The organism is Sphingobacterium puteale, assembly GCF_050986225.1.
Taxonomy (GTDB): Bacteria; Bacteroidota; Bacteroidia; order Sphingobacteriales; family Sphingobacteriaceae; genus Sphingobacterium; species Sphingobacterium puteale.
Map to the genome: position 1 here is coordinate 212267 of NZ_CP158959.1, position 26798 is coordinate 239064.

Sequence of the window (26798 nt, forward strand, 5' to 3'; positions counted from 1 at the left end):
TATAAAAACACAAAAAAGAGAGAAATAATTTATTATATGAATAAATTCATCCGTAGACTGACTATAGAAATACGATCATAATTTCAATATTTTTCCTCATTTACTTTGTAGGGTATTATTTTAATATTTTTGCTTATAACAAATATATTCAAAAACCAAAAGGGCACAATAATTCATAAATTCTTTACCTTTGAATTTAAATCGTTGGTATGGCCTGTAAAGAAGATAAGGAACATGTATAAAGCAATACTGAATAGTTGATCGAAATTGATAATTATAGCGAATAAAGAAAATGTTTAATGGGAAATTAGATTTCTAAAATGATTCTTTGCGTTTACTTATTCAAAAGTAGTAGTTTTGTGCCCACTTGAAATAGATAACAATGCTATCAGTATTAGAAATATGTTTTTTTGAAAATATTTTATTGCTAAGATCGTGTTGGTACGATAAATGCAATCACATCGTAAGGAGACTTTAAAATTTTTAATTACAGAAAGGGATACTTTTTAATCGCATTCTGCGATTAGAGTATAATATCTTATATAATTTAAATGAGTAATTTATGGAAAGAAGGCTTGTCCATCAACAAGCCTCGTTGGATAATTTTGCTGTTGGACATAATTATTGTCGCGACAGCATTTTTTGTCAGTTATGTGCTTATATTCAAGCATAGGGGAGCGGTAGATATCTATGATATGTTCAGGCAAGCATTGCTTGTTTCGGTAGTCTATTTGATCTGGTTCTGCATCTTCGGCACATTTAAAGGGGTTGTTCACAAGACAGGTATTCGCGAATTGCAACGTATTGTACTGGCAATTGGATTGGCCTATTTCTCTGCTGAACTCATTTGTAAAGGAATAGAGTGGTTGTATCCCTCCTATGATGACATGCTTCCTTTTTCGGATACACAACTTCTTTTCCATGCATTAATTGCTGGCTTCGGGATGACCTTTAGCCGCGTGCTCTACCGTGCCCTATACCACGAGCTAATGTGGGGAAACAAAGATAACCGTATCCCCGTAATTCTCTTTGGAGCTGGTAATATGGGAAATACGACTTTTCACTTTATTCATACCACCTCACGTAATAAATACCGTATTGTTGCTATTATGGATGATAATCCACATCGGATCGGCAACCGTATTCAAGGGTTTAAAATCCATGATATTAATGTTCTAAATAAAGATTTTGTATTACGTCACGGCAATGCATCCGAAATTATTATAGCGGTAGATGACCGTAAACCGGAACGTTTAAATACAGTGTTTAAACTCGCTGAGCCGATTCCTTTAATTGTAAAAATTATTCCCGATACGGCCCGTCTATTGGCAGGAGAAGTTGCAACAAGACAGATCCGAAGCTTACGTATTGAAGACTTATTGGGGCGAAAAGCCATTGATCTGGACAATCCTGCCATTGCTTCGGAAATGAAAGATCAGGTTGTATTGGTTACCGGAGGGGCAGGTTCCATCGGTGGCGAACTGGTGCGGCAGTTAGCTCATACTGACTTAAAGCAGCTTATTGTAGTTGATCAGGCCGAGTCGGCTTTGTATGATATCCAGCAGGAACTAAGTTGTTCCAGTCATTTTTCGCGCTGTAGCTTTATTGTCGGAAATGTTCGGGATGAGTTGTTTATGGATACTTTGTTCCAATTTTATCGTCCTACTTACGTATTCCATGCAGCGGCTTACAAACATGTGCCTTTGATGGAGGCGAATCCCTATGAGTCGATTTTAACGAATGTTTGGGGATCCTACAACGTCGCACTGCTGGCCGATAAATACCATGTTGCCAAATTTGTAATGGTCTCTACTGATAAGGCGGTGAATCCGACAAATGTTATGGGGGCAACCAAACGTGTTGCCGAAATTGCGATATCAACGGTCAATATCAACTCAAAGACAAATTTTATTGTGACCCGCTTTGGCAATGTATTGGGCTCAAATGGATCGGTGATCCCACTATTTGAAAAGCAGATGCTGAAAGGTGGGCCACTGACAATCACGGATGAGAATATAACCCGCTATTTTATGACGATACCCGAAGCCTGTCAATTGGTACAGGAGGCTGCGGTCATGGGTAAGGGTGGGGAGATATTTGTCTTTGATATGGGACAGCCGGTGAAGATTATGGACCTGGCCAAGCAGATGATCCGGCTCAAAGGCTATAATTATCCCGAGGATATTGATATAAAGATTGTAGGCCTCCGTCCGGGTGAGAAAATCTTTGAAGAGCTGTTGGCCAATGGCGAAAATACGGAGAAAACCTATCATGAAAAGATTATGATCGCTAAGGTTAATACGCCAGATTTAGAATTGCAGAAATCGCGTGTGGAGCAATTATGTGCACTTGCGAAAACAGCCGATCCAAATGAGGATAAAATGCGTTTGGTCCAGCTGATCAAGGACATTGTGCCTGAATATCGCCCACAAAATTCAGTTTTTGAACGATTAGATAACAAATATGGATAATAATCCCCCGGAAATAGCGGCACATACTGGCGACCAGATCGTAAATACTTATCCAGCAGGAGATCCCGAACATGCGGATTGGTATATTTATGAATACGAAAACCACCGAAAGGTACTTGTTGAAGTGGATCTTGAAACAGGGAAAATGCATTTTCTTAGACAGCTTTGATTAATCTCTTCCACAATTAGGGCTATTTGATCCTTACAAGCTAAAAAAGTTGTTCAATTATTGAGATCCAATAGGAATGTAGATGATAATACATCGAATGGTTTCTATTTTCCGGAACTTAGAGCGCTGGGGTAAAGTGCCCTGTTTTGGCTTTTATTCTTTCACGAATTTATGAATAAAAAACTCCCCTTTCATCGAGCGATGCTAGAGGAGTAGCCTTTTTTTATTAACCTAATTTTATGAAAAGTGTTTTTATTGAAATTCAATAGTTATTTTAAAAATAAAGCCTCCAGGCGTAAGTGAGGAGGCTTAGCTATAAGTTGATCTTCTTTAACCGACATTACTAATTTTAAGACATTTTAATCTCCTCTACTGTCGTAAAATAAGCTATTGTATTTCTACAATTCTTCCAAAAGAAGAAGATGATTTTGTAGGGATGATATTTACGTTTTTATAGTAAATATTCCCTACACCATTTAAAGAAATTGCTTTGTTGGTTTTAACGTTCTCTAGATACAGGTCTAATCCGTTTCTTACAGGTATACCCGCATTTGTTCCTGACCAGTTAACTTCGCTGTCTCTCAGATATAACCTTGAGTTGCCTGATCGGTAGAAGTTTAGATTTATCACGCCGAAGTTTTCTGATGAATTGAGTACCGTGTTGTTTATATATATATCTAAACCATTTGATCTGTTTGTATCCCTTAATGCTGTCGACTCGAAGATATAATCGGTAATAGCACTACCTATTATATCATTCAATGTAAGTGTACCTCTACTTCCTGTTAATAAGCAGATCGTACCTATGGATATTGAGTCGGTTTGGTTAATGTATAATGCTCCTCCATTGTTAAACGAAGCATTTATAAATTTTCTTCCTGCTATCGGAGATTTGACATATATTGTAAATTCTCCTTTTGTATTTTTAGGAATCCAATTTGTCAGTGATGCTAAAGTTTTGATTGGAGTTTCTTCCGTTATTTTATCTGCATCAAGGCGATCATCCCCATTAACCATATCAACATAAAAAATATTTGATCTATTGTAATCGTAGGAGGAATAATCTGTCGAGTCTTCGACAAGAATAAGCGGTGAACTTCCGAGAAGACCAGGTTGTCTTATCGAACAGTTTTGTAAATGATAGCCTCGACTTATGCCTATATATTCGTTTAACATCTGGAAAGCTTGTGTTACTTCGGCGGATGCCGCGAGTATACAGCATTGTAAGACCATTTTTATTCTAGTACCTCTCTGGTATAGGAATCCTTTATTATTTTCTGTCGGAACAGCAAAAGTAGAATTGGATATCATGTAAGAATTCAAACTAGCATCATCAGCAATATAGTAACCATCATAATTCGTATTCACATTGTCGGTTACCGAACCAGATACATATGGTGTGTCTGAGTAATGAAAAGAGGTTTGGTCATATCTGCCGCTGTATTTCCCACATTTTTCTAGATGCATATTTTCTAAAGATATACCTCTGCATCCTTTTGTCACGAGCCCAGTTGTGAAGGATTGTTCGATGTCGCAAAATGAAAAACTAACATTAACGCATTCAATTAACATAATTCCACCATTTACAATACTGTTACCAAATACGCAATAAGTAAAATTGACCCAATTATTATTTCTTCCTGTGACCTGTACTGCCTGAACATGACGGTTATTCCACTGAAATTGGCAATTTTCGATTTTTCCTGCATATGCACCCCGTAGCCATATACCCAATCGTAGACCAACAAACGTGCAATTATTGATCAAATAGTAATGGCTATTATCTACTCTCAATCCTAATATACTATTACTGTAGTCATAGGCCTCACCTGTGCCGAATTTTCCTTGGTAATTGTCATTAGGATTACCGCCGTCTACCGTAAAGCAAATATTATCTATTCTAATATTTTTGCAATCTAAATTGGTACCAAGGTTTAAGATACCGTTCGTTGTATTTCTTGGAAAAGAATCCGTTGCACAAAAAACACAACTGCCATTTCCAGATAAATGGATATTATGTTTATTCAGATGGACAGGAGTTATAAAATAATATTTTCCTTCAGAAATATCTATTTTTTGGACCAAACCATTTGATGTGGCTAGTTGATTCCCACTGCTTAGATAGTCAAATACACGTTGTAAAATAATACCGTTATCAATGTCTTTATCGAAAGGTTTTAATCCAAAATACTTTGGATCAATTCTTCCTATAAATTTGTGTTCCAATTTTATTGTCCCGATAGCGATTATGTTACCACCGTTGTCAACAGCAGTAGTGGAGGATAGATAGTAAATGATTGGAGCTGGGGTATCTCCGGGTAGATAATATCCTAGAAGTTGTACTCCGTCGTAGGTATTATTTTGTAATCCTGTAATTTCGATATTCGATAGTGCGCGAATATCTGCCATCGTGTTTTTGATGAGAAGTTGATTTGCCATAATGTTTTGTTTTTAAATCTTTAACAAACATAGATGTTAAGGCAGAGGCAATTCTGTGAAAAGAGATTTATGTTAGCGGTAAATAAAAAGAACCGAAAGCTAGCTCTTTTAGTACGTTACGTCCTTTAAAAATGATTTTGTGTAGAAGTAAAAACTCCCCTGTCATCGGGCGATGTGAGGGGAGTTACCTTTTTTATATTAACCTATTTTTATGAAAAGTATTCTTATTGAAATTCAACAATGATTTAAAAATAAAGCCTCCAGACGTAAGTGAGGAGGCTTAGCTACAAGTTGGTCTTCTTTAACCGGCATACCTAATTTAGGGATAAATATTTTAATATCAAAAAGTTTCTAATTTTTTTTCTGCTTTAATGTTTAATATCAAAACTGACTTCGCTTGGGAGGTGTAATCCCGATCATTGGGCATTAGACATCATTAACTCATCAAGACCGTTTTCTTTCAGAGCTTGCTTGTTAATTTTACTAGAATAATATTTTACAAAAGCGACTTGAATGCTATTCAAAAAAATCTTTACTGATATAGAAAACTGTATCTATGAAATAGAGAATTCCATCCTTTGTCAATACATTTTCGTCATGAAGATCTTCAAAAATTAAACCTAAACCATCGCTTATATAGTCATTATTACGTGTATTGTGAAAAGAGTTATACTCAAGGAAAGAGCGCACTGAGTGCAGATTAGTTGTTTCGTTGGCTATAATGAATTGTTGCTTTACTACAGAATAAAGCTGTTCATCAATAATTTTGAACCCCAAAAAATCGCAATTTGTAGAACTAAAGAAAAAATTATGGATTAGTAAATTATTAAAATAATCTTACCAATATTAATAAAATATAGATGAATTGAGCTTTATTACGTTGAGGTCATCAAATTTGTAGACACGCTGTTCCGCACCCGCACCAATAAACATCCGCTCATCTATCTCATCTGAATATAATAGAGAATGTTGTGTCGCGAAATCAATTAAGCATTTTTCTTCTTCACCTTTGAAATACTTTTGTTTTTCAATTCCTTGGCTTGGGCTCGCATTTTCTCTAAGGAAATGCCAGACTTGTTTGAGTTTGCTTGAACTGCCAATGGGTCCATCTCCGAGAATGATATTTTGTAGTTCATCTTAAATGTTTCATTTAATATCTAGTTTAAAGGTACGAATTTATCATAAAATTGATAACACCACTGATTTGCTATACTCCTAGCTCAGTTATAAATTGCTTTTTGTTCCTAATTTTCACCTTATCTTGATATGACGTCGGTCATTCTGTAGTATTATAATAAAGGACCAAGATAAATCAAGGTAGTTTCTGCTCAATAACAACGGCGGGCTTTACTTGGCAGATATGATGCTAGCCATTGGACGCTCGCTGTCGCCGTAGAAGAGAGTTTCGTATTATTCCATTGATTTTTTTCTTTTTACTACTAAGAGTTATTTGTCAGTAAGTGTTTCTTTATATAATTGCTCAAATGCGCTTTTGAGCTTCAAACCTTGAGATTTTGCGATCGAAAAAACTTCGTAAGCATAGAAATCATCTGCAGTTAAATTTAGTACTTTCGTGAATCTTGTATTTTCTATACTTGCTTTTTCTGAAACATCTACTTGCGATGAGACGAACTGAGCAATAAACTCTTGGTACTTGTTTAAAGTCTTCTCAGCTTTCATTTTATCTTTTTGTTTTGTTAAGAATTTTTTTTGAGCAGAGTTCGCAATTTCTGATAATGCATTTTCACAGTCTTCATCAAAATTATTTGATAAGAGATCTACGGCTTTGTAAAAGACTCTGCCTTTTACTGTTGATAAATCACTATTTAGTTGTAAGGACTCTAAAGGATACTTATTAGAGAGTATCGCTTCAAATTCATTATTTAGGGTTTTCAGAAATTTATTAAACTTCATTTTATAATACTTGATGTGCAGTGATTTATATTTAAATCGCAAATTATTTTGCGATAATTGTTTTTATTGTTATCTTTGTTAATAATCAGTTCGCTGATTTTAGTCTCGTCCCATGAAAACCAGCAATTTTTAAGACGCGAGACCTTTAGGAGCTTATATCCCTATTTTGTATATTTGCAAGGTGGGAATAGCTCCTACTGGAAACTGCGTCGGTTCCTTGCTGGTATCCAATGGGGCAGTGGAAAGTAGGAGCTATTCCTTTTACTGAGCTCCAGTTTTCCGCTTTGAGACTCTTGTTGATAAACCAACTATTTAATTATGAAACACAACGAGTCAAGTACATCATCAGAACGACGACAGATCAAGGATCAGGTAAGTAAACGTGCAGCAGCACTACTGCTCATTAGGAACAAACACTGTCCACCAGAATAGCAGCTAACAATATTAAAATCAACAACGCAATACCTACAGTATTAAAATGCGCATTAAGAAAGGCTCAAGAAGCCCCACTTATTGGCATATTGTTGTTGATTTTGCCGGCCTGATTTTTCCAAGATCAATGCCTGATAATTGCACAATTCTCGTTTCTTTTATTCTCGCACCTTAAAAGTACGGAATTCGCAAGTCGCAAGCAAAGGTTTTAAAAAATAAATATAGAATTTCTATAAATTAAGGTCGGTTTTTCATTTTCTATATGGATGCGGTATCGTCCATATCTATTCACCTGTAATTGTCTAGCACCGCATCTGAGAACCTATTAATAGTTCTATTTATTTACCGGAGCGGCTCAGGCCAGACCCCTGGGATGAAATTCTGATTCCGATCGGACAGGATAATCTTTGCCATAGGCCACTTCATTAAAACTTGAAAAATGACACATTTTTTTAGGGCAGGAGAGCTCTTGCCCAATCAAAAGACAATTAAACTGTATAGTGCCCTACTATCTATCCTATGCTTAGTTTCTATGTTTAGTTTATCGGCTCAGACGCCCCGCAAGGAAAGCGGGGCCAATGGGCTACTGATTGCAGAATCAAAAGTGGATTCGTTAAGAAGAAATTTACTGGATGTTGAAACCGCCATTTCAAAAAAAAATTATTCAGATACCAGATTAAGGGGGAAGTTTCCTTATGTTGACTTTAATAGATTTCCATTTTACATATATAATGTAGATACAACTAAAATAGGCTATATACTCAAGGGCGAAGCAATCCCCGACCGCATTTTAGATTTACCCTTGAGAATGTTAAACATGCCCGATGGAAGGACGACAACAACATTGCGTGAACTATCGAGCAAAGAATATCTCGTACTTGACCTTTGGGCAGAGTATTGTGCACCCTGTATAAAATCTATGGACAAGTGGGAAGCCTTATATCCAAAAATTAAGGATAAAATGCAGGTAGTAGGCGTCGTAAATGATGCTGAATACAAGGGGGTAGTAAAAGTGCATGAGAGAAATTGGACACGCCCGCAGATTATTGGCCCCATGGCTCCAATATTGGCCCGTTATTTCACACTTTATGGAGGTGTAGGGCCATCAATATGGATCAAAAATGGAAAGCTTTTCGGAAGAACTTCTTCAAAGCCTGTAGATCCTGACTATATATTTCAGATCCTTGAGGGTAAGCTCGATCATATACCTGATTTTATTAACTGGGATCTCGCCAACCAAATCCAATAGCCATGAAGATAAAATTAGTATTCATACTGTTTCTTTTTAATTCCGTAGTAACGACCTCACTTTTTGCACAGCAAACAGTGAACCTAAACGGTAGGGTAGTTGATGGAATAGCAGCTAAACCAGTAGGTGGGGTTTCAGTGCAGATCCCCGGAGGTATGGTATTGGCCAGAACTGACTCCTTAGGTCAATTTCAGGTGCTATTATCAACAGCGATAAACACTTTGGTCTTTTCTCATGTGGGATACAGGTCTGATACAATCAGGCTGGGCACGGGAGACCGTGAATTGTTGATTAAATTGAATAGTAGATCAACTATTTTGAAAGAGGTCGAAGTGCTAAATACGGGGTACTACCAGATCCCCAAAGAGCGCGCGACAGGATCTTTTGGATTTGTGAGCAAGGAGGATATAGCTCGTGTGCCGGCTACCAATATTTTAGATAGATTGGACGGGATAGTGAATAGCCTGACCATGGATCGCTCCAATACCAACGGAGAGCGTGCCGCTGATCCCAAATTACGGCTTCGTGGGCTCTCCACGATTCAGTCAAATAGCGAACCATTGATTATTCTGGATGGCTTTCCCTATGAGCAGGGGCTGGCCACCATAAATCCCTCGGATATTGCCAGCATAACCGTGCTCAAAGATGCGGCCGCTGCTTCGATCTGGGGTGCAAGGGCTGGAAATGGCGTCATCGTCATTTCGACAAAAAAGGGGACGACCAACCAGCCGACTCGTATCCAATATGCTTCAGTGTTTCAATTGCAGGACAAACCGGATTTATACTATGCACCAAATTATCTTCCTGCAACAACAGTGCTGGATATCGAAGATGAGATGTTCGCGCGGTCAAACTATCTGGAACGCAATCAGACGCCAATCCCGCTCTATACGGAATGGTTGATAAAACACCGGGATAAAAAGATTTCGGATCAGGAATTGCTGAATTTTAGGGATCAATTGGCTGCAACGGATACGCGGGAGGAAAGTCTCAGCTATTTTTACCAAAAAGGATTTAACCAACATCAGGACATCGCATTTACCGGTGGTGGAAAAAGCTATGCATTCCGCTCCTCCGCGTCCTACGATAGAAACCGTTCTTTTTTGAAAAGGGATACTTACACCAGATGGAACAGCAACATGCAGGGGACGATTCACTGGGGAGAAAAGTTTAAAATCATGCCGTCCATCTGGTATACGCAGCAATTTAACGTGCAGAATGGAATAGGCTTTACCAGTTTTACTGGTGGAGGGAATTCCGTGGTACCTTATTATCGCTTTCAGGATGGAAACGGACAGAGCTTACCTATCGTCAAAGGGTTGCGCTACGGTTATCAGGAGTCGGCGCCAGGCCTCGGCCTGTTGGACTGGATGTATAGGCCCTTGGACGAACTAAAGCTAAATGACAACCGGTCGTCGGATCAGGAACTGCGCATGCAAATGGGACTGTCTTATGAGTTTTCTAAATTGATCCGTTGGGAAGTCTTTTATCAATACCTCAACAACCTGAATGGACAAAGTGCCTTGTATGATAAAGACAGTTATTATGCACGTGATCTGGTCAACAAGTTTACGCAGGCGGATATGATGAAGGTAATTCCCTATGGTGCTATCCGAAGGGAGGGGGGACGTACAGGTGCAAGATCGCACTCCATCCGTACCCAGCTGTCAGGCGAATGGAATCATCGAAACCAGCATCAGCTGAATTACCTCCTGGGTGCTGAACTGCTCGACCGTATAACGACGACTTCGCCCTTTGCCTGGTCCTACGGCTACGATCGTGATCTGCTCACTGGAAGGGTGAATTTTGATTATACAAAAAGGTATACCACGAGGCCCACTGGGACCGCATTGATACCGGCAGCAAGTGGTAGCTATGGGCTCAATACTTATAGATTTCTATCCTATTATTCCAATCTGGCCTATAGCTATCGGGACAAATACCTGGCAACAGCGAGTCTGAGATGGGATGCTTCTAATATCTATGGGGTCAAAACGAATCAAAAAGGGGTACCTCTTTGGTCGATCGGATTGGGTTGGCAAATGGCTCAGGAGAGTTTTTTCCAGAATGATATCATCCCTTCCTTGAAATTAAGGGCCACCTACGGCAGCAGCGGGAATACCAATCCGAATGTGTCGACTTTTCCGATCATCTCGTATATGATCGACGACCTGACCAATCATACGGCTGCGGTGCTGACAAGCGTGGGCAATCCTTCCCTGCAATGGGAACGGGTCAATACGTTGAACCTCGGAATAGATTTCGGAACACGAAATAACCGACTGACAGGTTCTCTGGAATATTACCTGAAAAAAGGAAACAACCTGATCGGTGCTGATCTAATGGATCCTACAACAGGTATTATCGACAATGTATATCCGACAATTGTCAATCGGATCAACTATGCCAATTTGCAGACAAAAGGCTGGGATATAACGGTCAACAGTAAGAATATCGTTGGAGCGTTCGGCTGGGACACAAGATTGCAGCTTGCTAAGGTGAACAATAAAGTGACACACTATAATACGAATGACGTTACCTCTGCGACCATATTCATAGATAGCAGGCCTCCGGTGGTCGGACAGTCCTTGGATGTCATCTACGCCTTTCCATGGCACGGACTTAATAATGAGGGTAAACCTGTTATTTATCAGAATGGCGAACTGACAACAGATTATATAAACTACTATAATAATTACCCCATTGAGGAGCTCACCAAAATAGGAGGAAGGATACCGACCTTGACAGCAGGTATGCTAAATACCTTTCGATGGAAACATTGGTCGGTATCGGCTAATATCGTCTGGAAATCGGGTTATTACTTCCAGCGGACGACCATGGATCCAGGGGGTGAGACCACAGGTGCCTATCATAAAGATTATTATCGTCGCTGGCAAAAGGCGGGTGACGAGGCTTTTACAGATGTACTGCCCAAGGCTCCTACGAATTCACCGGAAATTAGGGCAATTGGATCAATGACCACGAATTCTTCATTACTCTGGGAGCGGGGCGATCACCTGCGGCTGCGGGATATAACACTGTCTTATCATTGGATCAACAAAAATAGGGCTGCGGTAGTGAAGTCGGTAAACTTCGGCTGGTCAATGGCAAACATCGGCATCCTCTGGCGACGAAATAAATATGGGCTTGACCCAGACATACCAAGGGCACCATATCCAAATCCTAGGATAACATCATTTTCAATGAATATCGAACTTTAAACTATTTGTATAATGAAAACACTACTATATGCAGCTGTTTTAATATTGGTAAGCAGCTGCTCCGGATCTTTTTTGGAAGTAAAAACAGATCAGAGTCTTGTGATCCCTTACCGTATTGAAGATTATCAGGCGATTTTGGACGATGCTTTCCGAACAATGAATACAAAGGCAAGTATCGTGTTGGGTACCATCGCTGCGGATGAAATTCAGGTCGATGAAGAGCAACTCGCAAATTTAACCCCAGTACACCAGCGTAATGCCTATCTGTGGAAAAAAGAAGATCTATTTGAAGGAGAACAATCTGATGACTGGAATTTCGGCTACCGGAGAATTCTATATGCGAATCAGGTAATTGAGGGCATTCAAAAAATTAAACCCGATAATGCACAGCTCGATGCCTGGAGCAATGTCAGAGGATCAGCGCTATTCTTTCGTGCATTCAATTATTATCAGCTTGCGCAGTTGTTTTGTGAAGTCTATGACGAGAAGAATGCAAAATCTCAACTTGGTCTGCCGCTACGGACCGAACCTGATATCACTCTAAAGATCCCCCGCAGTACGCTACAGCAAACTTATGACTTGATCTTAAAGGATTTAAATGAAGCTGAGGAACTGTTGCCAATAGAACCGACCATAAAACAGCGGCCATCGCGGCTGGCTGTCAGCGCCTTGCGCGCAAGGATTTACCTCCAGCTACGAAAGTATGATTTAGCATTGACAGAGGTAAACGCTGTACTTGGCCATAAAAATACCTTACTTGACTTTAATACGGTGCCATTTGATCCCAATAGCTTTGCAACATTGCAGCCTCTTGCTACAGTAAACCCTGAAATTATCTTTGATTTTTCGGGTTCCATACCCGAAATACAGCGCATTGGATTGTATTGCGTTAACCAAAGGTATTTTGATAAATACCAGGAGGGTGATCTGAGGAAAAAATTATTCTTTAAAGACTTCAATAGCTTTAAAATATTTATCGGCAGCACCTCCTTTTCCGGAGGTCCCCTATATGGTTTTGCTGTGGATGAATTGCAGCTGATCGCAGCGGAATGTGAAGCGCGTGCCGGAAATCTAAACAAAGCACTGGATCGGATCAATACATTGCGTAAAAATAGATTTGAAAAACATGTTGATTACGAACTTCATTCGAGTGATAAAAAGGTTGTAATGCAGTGGATCCTGGAAGAGAGACAGCGTGAATTAGTCTTTCGTGGTCTGCGCTGGGAAGATCTTCGAAGATTAAACAAAGAAATGGAATATCCGATCACCCTGGAAAAAACATTCAATAGCGAATTAATCCGCATTGTCCCCAATGATCCCAGGTATGTCTTCCCGATTCCGCCGAACGCAATAGCAATAGGGGGCTATGAGCAGAATAGCAGATGAAAAGGCAAAAGGGGAATCCGCATTTTGGATTCCCTTTTGCTTAACAATCGACAACTACGGACGGCTAGGATTCCGTGCCTGTCCGGCTTGGGTAGCAGAGAGTTCGGAGATCCACAATGTGTAAGGTTTCGTTTAATGGCTGTATATAATCGACTATGGCCAAAAGAAGGATATAGAGGATGATTTTTTAGTTTGATTATTGATTTTAAATTTGTTATACTTGTTACCAAGGTTTCTAAACCGCCCTTGATGAAATAGACCTAAGTGATAAAGTAACCATTATTTCATCTTGGATTAATATTAAAAAGAGGAAATTAGCGGAAAATTTCTACCAACTTTTATGTCTTGGATTGGATTTATACAAGGTAACCAAAGTTCATTTAAGGAAATCTACGATGCACATATCGACGATCTGTATACCTATGGTAAACAGTATCATTATGACAAGGATACCGTATTGGACTGCATCCACGACCTTTTCGTGAATTTATTTAATAATCCAAAAATTGCGAAAGAAGTTAATGTAAAATATTACCTTTTTGCTGCGCTGCGCCGAAAGCTCCTTAGATTGAAAGTGCAGACCGTGGATATCGATTCACTCTCAGAAGACATCAGCTGGACAAATAGCCACGAATTGGACCTGATCAATGATGAAGTCCAAACCAAAGTGGTGAAAGTGATCAAAGACAAAGTAGATGCACTGCCCAAACGACAGCGAGAAGTGCTTTTCTTAAAGTATTATCTCGATTTCTCCTACGATGAAATTGCCAATATGATGGGGGTAAATGTTGAGACCTGTAGGACACTGAGCTTTCGGGCAATCAAGCAATTGAAAGTCGAATTGAAACCAATTGAGCTTTTTACTGTTTTTTATATTTTTTTTAATAAATTTTAGTCTATGTTTTCCAAGATTGTGCTCTATAACTATAAAAGCATAGTTTGTGAAAACCAAAAACGAAAAATTTAGACACATATTTAACATAACACCGGAAGACCGCCTTTCGGATGAAGATAAGGCACAACTCTTTCAACGGATCGCCCACAGTACCAATAAAAAACGTAGGCAAAGATTGCTTGTTTACGTTGGATCTCTCGTAGCTGCAGCCTGCCTGCTGGTCTGCTTCAAATTATTTCCCCCCATAAGTACGGGCGCTCATGCAGCACTCGACATCGAAAGAATAGCGTCCATAAGCCAGACTTTTAATAAGAACAAAGATAGCCTGCAGCTTATTTCAGTTGACCCAAAGGCCGAAAATCATGCCATTTCTTTTTTGAAAGTAAATGACCGTACCGAAATGCTCAACTTGCTGGATCTCAATAATTCCGCAGAAGCAACTAAATACAATACCGTCTTTGTGCCCTATGGAAAGAGGCAGGAGTTTATCTTGCCAGATAAAACCAAAGTATGGCTAAATGCGGGTTCTTACCTCACCTATAGCCCGGATATGCTGGGTAAGCCCCGCGAAGTGTATCTCAATGGCGAAGGATATTTTGATGTCGCTCATAATGGTACAACTTTTATTGTGAAAACAAAAAACGCTGCGGTAAAAGTGCTCGGCACCACGTTTAATGTATCTTCCTATGAAGAGGATAAAAAAATGGCTATTGAATTGATAACGGGAAAGGTAGAGCTCAGTAGTCCGCATTTCAAAAATGTTACCATGGTTCCGGGACAGTTTATAGCTTACGATCTGCAACAGCACAAAATCCTTATCGATAATAAAGCTGATGGAAATGAAATTTTATGGACAAAAAAACAGCTTGTACTCGACCGACTGTCAACAAAGGATCTGATCAAAAAATTAGAAAGAATCTATAATGTGCAAATTCATGCTGACCAATCCGTATTGGAAAATACAACTGTCTATTCCGGAAGGATCAATCTGGATGTAAGTATCCTAACCTCGTTAAGCAATATCTATGAATTGAAAAACTATACAATAACACAACAAGAAAAGGAGGTCTGGATTAAAAACAATTGATTATTTAACCATAAAATTGGATAAAGAGGAATTGCGGTCCCCTTTATCCGTTAAAATTAAACGTTTCTAAAATTTAATTTCATCAAAATTATGAAAAAAAAACAGGTGGGACAAAATCTCTCCTCTGGACAACTATTGTCACCTAAAATTAGGTATAATATGAAGATAGGATCCCTTGCCATTACAGGAGTTTTACTTTCTGTAAGTGCACTTGCGTTTCCCCAGCGAATTACGCTCAAAATGAAAAATGTACCATTGAAGCATTTTTTGCAATCCGTTCAAAAACAGACCGATATTGCGCTGCTGTACCCCGAAAATTTATTGACGGGCAAACGGGTAAATGTTGATATTGATAAAGAGGAACTGGTCCCGGCCTTAAGGCAGGTGCTCGGGAAGTTTAATTTAAATATCGCACATGGAATAGGGCAGATAACCGTAATCCCCGGACAGGGTATGCGCTCGGCGAGTACAGCCGGACCAGCAGGTCTACAGGAAAAAGTCTCTGTCAAAGGGCGTATTTTTAATACGTCGGAACCTCCCAGTCCCTTGGGGGGCGTAACGGTGTCCGAAAAAGGAGGAACGGCCACGACCGTATCGGACAATGAAGGCTATTATTCCTTGGAGATAGCTAAAGGAAGCCGGTTGTCCTTTACTGCGGTAGGTTATCTCTCCAAAGAGGTGCTGGTCAATAAGACAGAAGCCAACCTCACCGTATCGCTCAAACCAAACGTCGCTGACCTGGATGAAGTTGTGGTAGTGGGTATGACAGAAATGCAGAAAAAACATATTGCTAGCTCCGTAGCGTCATTGGATATCAAATCCAATATCGAAGGGAAGCCCATTACCAATCTTTCACAATCACTGCAGGGCGGCGTGACGGGTCTTACCGTACAACAGGGGTCTGGTTTGCCCGGTGGTGATGCGGCGAGTATTAAAATACGTGGTATTTCCACATTAAATAACTCGGATCCCTTAGTGCTGGTCGATGGTGTACCTATGGATATGAATCATATCGATCCCGTCACCGTCGAGAGTGTCACCATATTAAAAGATGCTGCGGCAGCAGCGATATATGGGGCCAGGGCAGCGAATGGTGTTATTTTGGTAACGACCAAACGCGGTAAAGCAGGGCAGATCAATGTCCTTTACGATGGTTACTATGGACAGCAATCGCCAACAATCCTTCCTGAATTTGTCGATGCACCCACCTATATGCGCATGTATAATTATGCTCAGGTAGCCTCCGGTGGACAAATACTCTATACGGATGAACAGATCAGCAAAACCGAATCTGGTGAAGATCCCATCAATTATCCCAATACCAACTGGACGGATATTGTCATTGATGATTACAGTCCCCTGACCTCCCATTCCTTGGCCGTCAGCGGAGGTAATGATGTCGCCCGTTTCGCGGTAACAGGAAATTATATGTATCAGAAGGGAATGTTGCCTCTCAACAAGATGGATCGCTTTAATATCCGGGCAAATACCTCTGTATCGCTTTCTAAACGGTTTTTGATTAATCTGGATGTTTTAGGAATCAGACGGAATACCTTGTACCCTAATAGGGCCATAGATAATGGGGGAAGCAGAATACTGGACGATCTCTACCGGCTGCCACCAACGGTACTGCCCAAATACCCCCAAGAGGAAGGGTGGCCAACAATCTATGGTCGATATGCCGATATTGTCAATCCATTGGCCTATGAAGAGGTCGGCGGTACCATTGGTTATCAATATGACCAGGCAACAATCAATCTACAGCCCAAATGGTCTATTACTGATAATTTAAACTTACGTGGACAGTTTAGCTATAGGCTCAACAGTGATGTGTATAAACAGAATAGAGATAATTTTTATTTCTTTGACTATTATACCAAACAGCTGGTACAGACCTGGGCCGTACAACGCAACGCCTATTCGGAAACCAGAAATACCTATTATTACTTGAGCGGTGCAATGGATTACAACAAGACTTTCAAAAAGCACAATATTTTTGCAATGGGTGGTTTTTCCGTTGAAAAATTTAATGAGGGCTATTGGAAAGAATCGTCATTGGTATCCAGCTATGCCAAAGCAAATTATTCTTATGACAATCGTTACCTTGCCGAACTATCCTTTCGTGCAGATGGCTCATCCAAATTTGGCCCCGGAAAGAAATACGGATTTTTCCCATCCATAGCATTGGGCTGGAACCTCCATAATGAAAACTTTTTTCATGTGGAAGCCATTAGCAATCTGAAGCTGAGAGCTTCGTACGGACAACTGGGTAATGAGAATATTGGTCTGTACCTCTATCAAAATCTCATCAATGCCACCAACGGACTCGAGTCCGTATGGGGGAATCCAAACATAACTTGGGAAAAGGTGAATATCCTCGATCTGGGTTTGGATATGTCTATTTTTAAGAATAAGCTTTCCTTAACCTTTGATTACTACGATAAAAGAACGAAGGATGTCCTTCTCAAACCAACTGTCGCACCCTCGGGCGCAATTGGAGCCGCTCCTTTAAATGCCGGTAAGGTAAGCAATAAAGGGATGGAATTGTCGCTGAATTATAACGATAAGCTCGGTGACGATTTTAGTTTTTCCATAAGACCGGGTATTTCTTATAATAAAAATAAGATTACTGAGCTATTGGGTGGGCCATATTATTCGGGCATATCCACCAATGAGGTGGGGTATGCGATTAAAAGCCATTATGGCTATGTAACGGATGGTATTCTACAGTATGATGATTTTGCCGCCGACAAGAAGACAGCATTGGTTCCGGCTCTCGCAGGCGAAGGTCCCGGAGATATTAAATATGTGGACTTAAATGGTGACGGAATGATTGATGAAAGCGACCAAAAAGTGATCGGTGATCCCACGCCACGGATCAATTATTTTAGCAACGTGAGTTTCAGTTATAAAAACTTTGATTTTGAATTCTTGTTGCAGGGGGCTGGTAACCATGATTATTCGGCCAATCTCGGTGGTAAATCTGCTGGCTACTTATGGCATCCGCTCAATTTAAGTGCATCGGGTGGTATCCCGACTACCTATCGGGCAGCCAATACCTGGCGCGAAAATAACCAGGATGCGATCTATCCACGTCTGCTGGCAAACCCCGCAAACAATATCTTGCGCAGTGATTTTTGGCTATTCAATGCCAAATACCTCCGTGTTAAATTTATTCAGGCGGGCTACCGATTCAATAGTGCCTACCTCAATAAATACGGGATAAAAAATGCACGTCTATATGTCAATACGCAAAATCCGTTTCTCTTTACAAAGTTGAAAATGGCGGATCCCGAGTCGCAAGGTGGATCATGGACATATGGCATGATGCGCATATTTTCTGTTGGGTTAACGGCTAATTTCTAAGAAAAATGAATACGACAAAAATCAAAATAAAATTTCTGGGCCTACTATTGACGGCTCTGTTAACTAGTTCTTGTGAAAAATTCCTCACCGTTGACAGTCCGGATGGAGTGTCGGATGAGCAGTGGTGGAATACCGAAACGGATGGATATAACGCCCTGGCAACTGTCTATGCAGGAATTCCGGGAGGCAGTTCCGGACGAAACATCATGTATTATGCCGGGCTTACGGACGAAGCAGTGCAGCGCGGTGACTTTAAAGGCGAATACGATGGCTTCACACGGGGCTTGGCCTCCAGCCGCTGGGGAGTCTCCAGCAGCCTATGGGCAGACGATTATACCTGTATCCGTAGAGCGAATAGATTCTTGGAAAATATAGATGGGGCCTATATTGATGCCGAACTGAAAGAAAGAATGAAGCAGGAGGCAAGGGCACTACGGGCTTATTATCACATGGAACTGATGCTAGTTTTTGGTGATATCCCTTTATTGACTAAACCACTCACACCAACGGAAAACCAATCTTTTCGTACACCGCAAAAAGAGGTATATGATTTTGTAGTAGCCGAATTGAGAGACTGTGCCACAAAGCTGCCGGCAAGTTATGTAAATGCTGATCGATGGCGCATGACCAGTGGCGTATGTCTCTCCCTGCTATCCCGGCTGGGATTGTACTATAAAGATTTTGAATTAGCCAAAACAACCGCAAAACAGGTGATTGACTCCAAAGTTTATAAACTCTGGATCAGTACAGCAAGTAAAAATGATAGTTATGCCGAGCTCTTTAGCTATGTAGGTGAGCTGAATGATGAACGTATATTCTTTAAGGAAAATGGCTGCTCCAATGCCTGGACTTCTTTTGCGCCGTTTGGGATTGGAGGCGAAACCTATCTCTCACCGACCAATACCGTAGTCAATAATTATGAGACCAAGCAGGGTAAAACCATCCAAGAGCTTGGACGCGACTCCATATTGATCTATCAGCAAAATCCAAATTATAAAAATAACAGAGACCCGCGACTGACAGCGTCTGTATTTGTGCCCAATGATAAGTTCCAGAATCAATATACACTAGATCCATTTTACAATCCGACGGATAAAATTGGCGAGACAAAGTCCACAGCGACGGGCTATTGGATAAAAAAATACATCGACGCCAGAGATAGACAGGCTAAGAGCGGCAGCCTGGATTTTATGATTATCCGCTATGCGGAAATATTGCTCAATTATGCCGAAGCGATGATAGAAACGGGGCAATGGAACAATGCCGAAACTCTTGCGGCTATCAATGAAGTGCGCGCAAGGGCAGCGATGCCTGCCGTTAATAGTGGCATATATGGGACACAGGCTAAAATGCGTGAACTCATCCGCCGTGAGCGTCAGGCAGAATTGGCTTTCGAAGGTGGCCGTTATTTTGATATCCGCCGTTGGGGGATCGATGAAGCGGTAATGAATGGTGAGGTCTTTGGTGCCACCAACCCCAAAACGGGTGAACTGGTAAGAGTGCAGACCCGGACGTACAAAAGAAATAGAGAAGGGCTATGGCCTATTCCAGAGGCAGAAATGATTGCTAACCCCAATATGGTACAAAATCCAAATTATTAAAGCTTATTACAGATGAAAAAGAAAATAATTTTATTCGGCTTGCTTCTGCTACAGGTTGGTATGTTGCTACAGGGCTGCCGCAAGACCTATAGCCCCGGTGATTGGAATCTCCTGCCGGAGAAAGAGCCCGAAAAACCGCAGGAACCGGATGATACGCCTACAAAAAGCTTTAAGGTGATGTCCTTAAATATGAATGTGGGAACCACAGTAGCCAACTTTGATGCCATGATGGAACTGATCAAAGAATATGATCCTGACCTTTTGTTTTTGAGACAGGTAGATAGTGCGACCACGAGGGCGGGGAAAGTAGATCGTCCGGGAGTCATTGCTAAGGAATTGCATATGGAATCTTACTTCAAGAAAAATATAGACTACCAGACTGGGGGATTCGGGAATGCAGTGTTATCAAAATTTCCGGTCAAAGAAAAGTATAGCCAATTGTTAAGTCGTGAAGATGGGAATACAGCCGAATTACGCAGTATGGCAATGATCAAAGTCGAAGTCGAGAAAGGACATGAGCTTTATTTTGCCGGGACTGAGCTTGATCCTTCTGTAGCCAATAACAGGGCTCTTCAGGTCGTTGATCTGCTCAATGCCACAGAAAAACTGAGCCAACCTGTGATTTTGGTTGGAAATCTAAATGAACAGGAATCTGCAAATGGTCCTGTGCTGTCTTATCTCAAGGGTAGTTTTACCTTCGCCTGCCTAGGTACAGGATGTCCCTGGAATGCACCAAAAGATAAACCTACAGGCGTATTTGACTATATTACATTTAAGAATCTCGACGACAAACTGCAATTGAGCAAATATGGAACTTTCTCCAAATCAGCCAATAACTTTTTACCAATGACTGCTGAATTCAAATTAAAACTTCCAAAATAGACCATAAAATGAAAAAAATTATTCTTGGGGCTTTGGCTCTATTAAATTTATTTAGCTGCAGTGGCGATGAGAAAATAGAACTTACCCCTCCAGCAAAGAAAAAGTTGGTAACCATGACTTATAATATTCACCATGGAGCACCCGAAAATTCGGAAGTGGTCAATCTGGCAAACATTGCTGCGGTAATAAAAAGCAGTGGTGCGGAACTTGTTGCACTTCAGGAAGTGGATGTCAATGTCCCACGCTCGGGCAAAGTCAATCAGGCTGCTGAATTGGCAAAACTATTGGGAATGGAATACCATTTCTCGAAGTCCATTGATTACAATGGAGGAGAATATGGTGTCGCCATATTAAGTAAATATCCAATGTCCAATAAGAGGCGGGAGCTGCTGCCAATGCCGACAGCCGGTGAACAACGAAGTATTGCTCTTGCTACAGTTACCTTGCCCAATGGTAAAAACATCGAATTTGCGGCTACGCATTTTGATCTCAATGTGCCCAATAGGACTGCGCAGGCTGCGTATCTTAATCAGATAAGTGCCGTATTGAGTAAAGAATTATTTGTGGGGGGAGACTACAATGCCATACCATCAAGCAGTGAAATGCTCAAGCTTAAAGAAGGATTTACCTTGTCTTGCATGGGGAGCTGTCCGCTATCGTTTCCGGTAAGGCAGCCAAGCAAAGCAATAGATTTTGTGATATTTAATCCCAAGGCCGCAAACAGCTATACCCTCGTATCATCTGTTGCGCTGGCGGGCCAATATGCTTCGGATCATCTGCCCGTATCGGTTGTATTCCAATATGATTAGAAAAGGTGCTTGGGTTATAGCAATAGGAGGGCATGAGCAGAATAGCAGATAAGAACCAAAAGGGGAGTCTCGATTTGACTCCCTTTTTGGTTAACTCCGAACAATTAAGGATGGCTAGGATTCCGTGCCTGCCCGGTTTGGGTAGCAGCGAGATCGGACATCGCAGTGGATACATCTTTCTCCAGTGCCGAACTGCTATCTTCATTTTCATCAAATGTCAGTTGGAAAGCACAGTATTGGCCCGAGCTGTTAGGCTGGGCACAATCGTTCGGGTTAGGCGATGTCGAAGGCGCCGACCCAATACTGACAATGCGGTAATTAGAAGGAGTATCACTGCCGAAAGGGTCGATTTTCGTAACATCATACCATACAGACTGTGTCGCAAAAGATTTGGCTTCTTTGCTGGTCTTTACCTCTTTCTCACCTTTAACGTCTTTTTCACTTTTAATACTTTGAGCATTCGCGCTCAACGAAATTCCTAATGTCATGACACCGATACTCATGGTGCCGATAATTCTTTTTGCTAATGTTCTCATGTTTTTGTTTTTATATGGTTATACTTTGCTTATCCTTATTATCCTCCTGGATCGGCCTTGGAGTTGTTCTCTATTGACCGACCGGTACTACCTGAGTCCAGCCGATCTGTTATCTTATACCAAAGTTAGCCCAGTAATCCGCCCTGGATGTATGAATTTTAGGTAGGTCGTTGTATGGTTTTATTCATTTCTAGCCATGCAGTATTTATCAGAAGGTCTCTGCGATATAGTGATCGTGGATTGAACCTTGTGAGGGCCCCGACATCTCAGGGACAAAAGGTCTAAAGTCAGGGGTAAAAGTTGCATTTTTAGGGATGAATACCCAATATAAGGGATGAACGATATATATATGATAGGTGTGAATGACATTTATGAAGGTGTGAACGACACTTACGAAGGTGTGAATGACACTTGCGAAGGTGTGAATGACACTTGCGAAGGTGTGAACGACACTTGCGAAGGTGTGAACGACACTTACGAAGGTGTGAATGACACTTGCGAAGGTGTGAATGACACTTGCGAAGGTGTGAATGACACTTGCGAAGGTGTGAATGATATTTACGAAGGTGTGAATGACATTTACGAAGGTGTGAACGACATTTACGAAGGTGTGAATGACACTTACGAAGGTGTGAACGACACTTGCGAAGGTGTGAACGACATTTACGAAGGTGTGAATGACGTTTACGAAGGTGTGAATGACACTTGCGAAGGTGTGAATGACGTTTATGAAGGTGTGAACGACATGGTGTCACTAATTTACATGGGTCGCCAAAAGCACCGTTTTCATTTCCGCTGGGTTGTGGCCAAGCAGGATTAATATTAAGAGATCTTACATAATTTGGAAAAAAGAGATCTCCTGCGTTGCCTGTACTTCCAAAAAATACTTGTTGGTCGATCTATCATAAACTAAATTAGCTTTTGCGAATTCAAGATTACCAACTTTAAAAGTTTTGTCCTCTTTTTTATCACCTTCATACAAGAACTCATGATATGTATACTGTTAAAACAGTAGAAACAACAAAGTATCGGCGCGTGCCCTTAGACTATTGGTATAAATTGCAGCGAGTTTTAATCAAAAATCGTTAACTTTATTTAATCAGCAATAAATGAGTTAATTATGATAAGGCTATTCTTTATACTACTTGTTGTTTTTGTTCTCCATACAGTACTTCGGGCACAAGAAAAATTCGATCCTGTCGCTTGGAAGGCTCCATATACCCTTAGTCTTGATGGCTGGGGAATAGAACGGTTTCCGATACCCATAGACTTTGCGCCTAATATCCCCTATAAGGGAGTAGAAGATGTACGCTTTACAACAGGATGGAGTAAACCCGAGAGCGATGAGTATTGGTCTTATGCTTTTCTCTGGTATGTTGAAGGAAGCCAAATTCTTGATGCAAAAACAATTGAAAATAACCTGTCCCTATATTTTGATGGACTGGTAAATCGCAATATCGAAAAACGCGCGTTACCAAAGAAGTTGATAAAGAAGACGAAAGCAAAATTCCAAAAACTGACCAAGCCCCAAGGTGAAGACGAATCGACCTTTACCGGAACCATCCAGATGGTAGATTATATGGGCAAACGGCCCATTACACTTCAGGTAACAGTACATCTGAAAAAATGTCCCGGTAACGACCACACCATTATTTTCCATCAGTTCTCACCACAGAAAAGAACAGCTCCGGTATGGACCAGATTAAATCAGCTGTGGAATAATTTTCAGTGTTCTGACAAGCCTTGATTGAGTTTACTCACATGTAGTTTTTAACATTTTATAACATTTTATTTTAAACGATTCCTGCTGCAGGCTGTTCTATTCATAAAAAACGAAAGGAAAAACTTATGAGCGAATTAACTTGGAAAGGCCGTTGGAACGAAATCAAAGGTAAAGTAAAACAGCAATACGCAGATCTTACGGACGATGATTTACTATATGCGGAAGGGAAAGAAGATGAATTGGTAGGTAAGCTTCAGAAGAAGACCGGAAAAACACAAGATGAGGTGAATAGTTGGTTAAATGGTTTGTAGAAAACGTGTTTTTTTGTGATAATGAAAGCGGATAGCATTTTGTGCTATCCGCTTTTTTTATGTTATTTTTTGACTTGAGTTCCTATGGGAAGTACTATGGTTTATGGGAAATCTTTTAAAATTAGTCGGCAGCTAATGAATTAAGAAGTTCCACTATTTTATTTCTATCCCGTCTTTTTTTGCACTGTGATTAGGCGCATTGCCCTGATTATCATCCTGATTTCGCAAAAAGACATTTGTCTGGTCACATTTTTAATTTTTTAAACTGAAGTGAATTAATCTTTTTTGTCATATTTTTGATATTTGTTTTGAATTATTATCTTTGCATTTAATTGTAAAATTTTAGCCTAGAAAACGTTAACCTGATTTTTAGCACGTATAGTGCGATATCTTAGTAGGTTTCTAATTCCACGTTTATATAATTATTTAAGTCGTTAAGGAATTATATCGACAATTTTTCAAAAAAAATGAATAGAACAGAGATTGAAGTATTGCGCGGTTCAAAACAAATGTATGAAGCGCCAAAAATTGAGGTAAAAGAAATTGAATTAGAATATGGGATCGCTAGTGGATCAAATGCCATGCAACAAGGATTTAAAGATTCTCAGACGATAACTGAAGAGGTTGAAAATAATTATTGGTAAGCCATACAATACATCCTATTTTAATCTTAAAAGTATCAAAAATGAAAATAACTCTAAATAAAATCGTGGTGTTTTTTATAACCACGCTAGTCTTTGTGTCGTCTTGCCAAAAAGATAAACAGGAATATAATATGGATTCGGGGAAAGGCAAAGTAAAGCTGAAAGTCGGAGGTACAAGTTTTGCTAGATTGGATGATAATATTTCTTCAAAAGCTTCAACCGGAAAAAATGTTATAACATCTGCCAAAGTGCAGTTGCAAGAAGTTTCATTCAATGACGAATATAAAATCATAGCAACTCTAATTCCTGTCGGCACGAGCCAGCCAGCATTAAAGGGTTCAACCCGTGCAGAGGCGGTATCGAACGGAGCTGTTACAGAACCATTGGAGAAAGGCGTAAAGTATACCATCGAAGTATACGAAAAAGGCAATCTAAACAAATTCCGTCAAGCGAAATTTTTTAAGCATGGGGTCGATGATTCCGATATTTCTTTTGATTTAGCTTCAGGAGAATATACATTAGTTGCATACGGTGGTGATAGAGGAGAGCCTCTGTCAGCATATAATAACGAAAATTTTTTCAGATGGCAAAAGGATATTAAGATCACTGAAGGTGAAAATCTTAATCTAAATATTGTTTTCCAAAATACTTTTGCTTCCGCTAATATTACACTAAATGCCGAAAATATAGGGAATATACAAAGTATTGGAAGTCTTTATGTGACACCAACATATTTTTCTATCGGATATAATATAAATTATCTTACGGGTTTGATCAAATATGAAGGGCCTGGGCGTTCAGTAAGTATTTTTAGCGGGATGAAACCGTTAAGTGCAATTTGGACGAGTGATCCGCTAGTTTTAAAATCAGGGCCTAATAAAGTTGAAATTAATCTTTACAATGTTGTCATAAATGGAATTGAAGGGCAAATTAATTTATCTGGTCTAACGATAGAAGATGGTGTAAAATATGATATACAGCTTAAGTTGGGTTCTAAAACTGATAAGACCTTTAAAATTGCAGGACTAGAATTCGCAGATGCAAATTTATATTATGATCGGAATAGCGATAGCTACTCTTTTGTTAATGCTGATAATTCTTACAAGAGAGATGGATACTTCTTCCCTAATTATGTAAAACCAAAACAAAGAGGTTTTGAGGGGAACAATAAGCCAAACTCAACCATTAATGGTAACAATGGAGATCCATGCGAACTAGTTCAACCATTAAACAAATGGAGGCTTCCTACCAAAAATGAGATTGAAATATTATTAACGAGTAATAAGACAATATTAAGTAATTTCAATTATTTCCCACCAAGTGCAAGCTCAAAAGAAAGGGAAGGTGTATTTTTTGGAATTGAAACCCATCCGTCAGATCGTTACAGATCGTTTCTTTTCTTACCGTTGTTAAATTATTATACCAATTCGACAAGCACAACTGAAAATCCGGGCGAAGCGGGAAGATATTTGTTAAAAAATGGAAACGAATTTGCCCAGTTAGCTTTGTCATTATATAGATCGCAAGGTGTTATTTCTACGACTGGAGAACCGCGTATTATAAGTCAAGTTCCAGAAGATATGGCGCTCTCTATTCGTTGTGTAAAGAAATAATAATACAAAATAGTATCTAACAATAATCGTGTTTTTTGTGATAATGAAAG

The 26798-nt window shown here is 40.0% G+C and carries 21 protein-coding genes and 1 pseudogene; 17 read left to right on the top strand and 5 right to left on the bottom strand.

Features of this window, described 5'->3' with window-relative positions:
- The first annotated feature begins 551 nt into the window (after positions 1-551).
- Positions 552-2471 carry a polysaccharide biosynthesis protein gene (locus tag ABTV71_RS00910; protein ID WP_433901953.1) on the top strand — a complete coding sequence of 640 codons (1920 nt, stop codon included), beginning with the start codon at positions 552-554 and terminating at the stop codon, positions 2469-2471.
- Positions 2464-2640, top strand: coding sequence for a hypothetical protein (locus tag ABTV71_RS00915; RefSeq protein WP_433901954.1), 177 nt, complete (start codon positions 2464-2466; stop codon positions 2638-2640). The genes ABTV71_RS00910 and ABTV71_RS00915 overlap by 8 nt, the downstream gene beginning before the upstream one ends.
- Before the next feature lie 387 nt (positions 2641-3027).
- On the opposite strand, the gene ABTV71_RS00920 is transcribed toward ABTV71_RS00915, so the two are convergent.
- The 4 genes and pseudogenes from ABTV71_RS00920 to ABTV71_RS00935 form a co-directional block, all read right to left on the bottom strand.
- Complete coding sequence (locus ABTV71_RS00920; RefSeq protein ID WP_433901955.1) at positions 3028-5079, bottom strand: hypothetical protein; 2052 nt, start codon at positions 5077-5079, stop codon at positions 3028-3030.
- A gap of 516 nt (positions 5080-5595) precedes the next feature.
- Positions 5596-6111, bottom strand: a pseudogene (locus tag ABTV71_RS00925) (hypothetical protein).
- Entirely contained in the window at positions 6066-6215 is a 150-nt protein-coding gene (locus tag ABTV71_RS00930; protein WP_433901956.1) for a hypothetical protein, read from the bottom strand. The pseudogene ABTV71_RS00925 and the gene ABTV71_RS00930 overlap by 46 nt, the downstream one beginning before the upstream one ends.
- A 310-nt stretch (positions 6216-6525) precedes the next feature.
- Entirely contained in the window at positions 6526-6993 is a 468-nt protein-coding gene (locus ABTV71_RS00935) for a hypothetical protein (protein ID WP_433901957.1), read from the bottom strand.
- An 871-nt stretch (positions 6994-7864) separates the two neighbouring features.
- On the opposite strand from ABTV71_RS00935, the gene ABTV71_RS00940 reads away from it, so the two are divergent.
- The 10 genes from ABTV71_RS00940 (at position 7865) to ABTV71_RS00985 (ending at position 21921) form a co-directional block, all read left to right on the top strand.
- A complete protein-coding gene (locus tag ABTV71_RS00940; RefSeq protein ID WP_433901958.1) occupies positions 7865-8674 on the top strand; it encodes a TlpA family protein disulfide reductase in 810 nt (269 codons plus the stop codon).
- Between the two features lie 2 nt (positions 8675-8676).
- Positions 8677-11895: a SusC/RagA family TonB-linked outer membrane protein gene (locus ABTV71_RS00945; RefSeq protein WP_433901959.1), complete on the top strand. Its 3219-nt coding sequence runs from the start codon at positions 8677-8679 to the stop codon at positions 11893-11895.
- Positions 11896-11907: 12 nt separating this feature from the next.
- Complete coding sequence (locus ABTV71_RS00950) at positions 11908-13281, top strand: RagB/SusD family nutrient uptake outer membrane protein (RefSeq protein WP_433901960.1); 1374 nt, start codon at positions 11908-11910, stop codon at positions 13279-13281.
- Positions 13262-13405, top strand: a complete 144-nt coding sequence (locus ABTV71_RS00955) for a hypothetical protein (protein ID WP_433901961.1) — start codon at positions 13262-13264, stop codon at positions 13403-13405. The genes ABTV71_RS00950 and ABTV71_RS00955 overlap by 20 nt, the downstream gene beginning before the upstream one ends.
- Before the next feature lie 216 nt (positions 13406-13621).
- Positions 13622-14176, top strand: coding sequence for an RNA polymerase sigma factor (locus ABTV71_RS00960; protein WP_121127139.1), 555 nt, complete (start codon positions 13622-13624; stop codon positions 14174-14176).
- A 46-nt stretch (positions 14177-14222) separates the two neighbouring features.
- The gene (locus ABTV71_RS00965) at positions 14223-15263 is read left to right on the top strand and encodes a FecR family protein (RefSeq protein ID WP_433901962.1); all 1041 of its coding nucleotides are present in this window, start codon (positions 14223-14225) and stop codon (positions 15261-15263) included.
- Between the two features lie 90 nt (positions 15264-15353).
- Complete coding sequence (locus ABTV71_RS00970; RefSeq protein ID WP_433901963.1) at positions 15354-18629, top strand: SusC/RagA family TonB-linked outer membrane protein; 3276 nt, start codon at positions 15354-15356, stop codon at positions 18627-18629.
- A gap of 5 nt (positions 18630-18634) precedes the next feature.
- A complete protein-coding gene (locus ABTV71_RS00975) occupies positions 18635-20230 on the top strand; it encodes a RagB/SusD family nutrient uptake outer membrane protein (RefSeq protein WP_121127142.1) in 1596 nt (531 codons plus the stop codon).
- Between the two features lie 12 nt (positions 20231-20242).
- Entirely contained in the window at positions 20243-21112 is an 870-nt protein-coding gene (locus ABTV71_RS00980) for an endonuclease/exonuclease/phosphatase family protein (protein ID WP_433901964.1), read from the top strand.
- A gap of 8 nt (positions 21113-21120) precedes the next feature.
- Positions 21121-21921 carry an endonuclease/exonuclease/phosphatase family protein gene (locus tag ABTV71_RS00985; protein WP_121127144.1) on the top strand — a complete coding sequence of 267 codons (801 nt, stop codon included), beginning with the start codon at positions 21121-21123 and terminating at the stop codon, positions 21919-21921.
- 104 nt (positions 21922-22025) lie between these two features.
- Here the strand turns inward: ABTV71_RS00985 and ABTV71_RS00990 are convergent, their stop codons facing one another.
- Positions 22026-22457 (bottom strand): hypothetical protein, encoded by a 432-nt coding sequence (locus ABTV71_RS00990; RefSeq protein WP_433901965.1) that lies wholly within the window; start codon positions 22455-22457, stop codon positions 22026-22028.
- A 334-nt stretch (positions 22458-22791) separates the two neighbouring features.
- On the opposite strand from ABTV71_RS00990, the gene ABTV71_RS00995 reads away from it, so the two are divergent.
- The 5 genes from ABTV71_RS00995 to ABTV71_RS01015 all read left to right on the top strand — a co-directional run bounded on the left by ABTV71_RS00995 (position 22792) and on the right by ABTV71_RS01015 (position 26748).
- Complete coding sequence (locus tag ABTV71_RS00995) at positions 22792-23277, top strand: hypothetical protein (protein ID WP_433901966.1); 486 nt, start codon at positions 22792-22794, stop codon at positions 23275-23277.
- 300 nt (positions 23278-23577) lie between these two features.
- Positions 23578-24204, top strand: a complete 627-nt coding sequence (locus ABTV71_RS01000; protein WP_433901967.1) for a hypothetical protein — start codon at positions 23578-23580, stop codon at positions 24202-24204.
- A gap of 101 nt (positions 24205-24305) precedes the next feature.
- Positions 24306-24491 carry a CsbD family protein gene (locus ABTV71_RS01005; RefSeq protein WP_046675215.1) on the top strand — a complete coding sequence of 62 codons (186 nt, stop codon included), beginning with the start codon at positions 24306-24308 and terminating at the stop codon, positions 24489-24491.
- 467 nt (positions 24492-24958) lie between these two features.
- Positions 24959-25135, top strand: coding sequence for a hypothetical protein (locus tag ABTV71_RS01010; RefSeq protein ID WP_433901968.1), 177 nt, complete (start codon positions 24959-24961; stop codon positions 25133-25135).
- Between the two features lie 41 nt (positions 25136-25176).
- Positions 25177-26748, top strand: a complete 1572-nt coding sequence (locus tag ABTV71_RS01015) for a hypothetical protein (RefSeq protein WP_433901969.1) — start codon at positions 25177-25179, stop codon at positions 26746-26748.
- Positions 26749-26798: the final 50 nt, after the last annotated feature.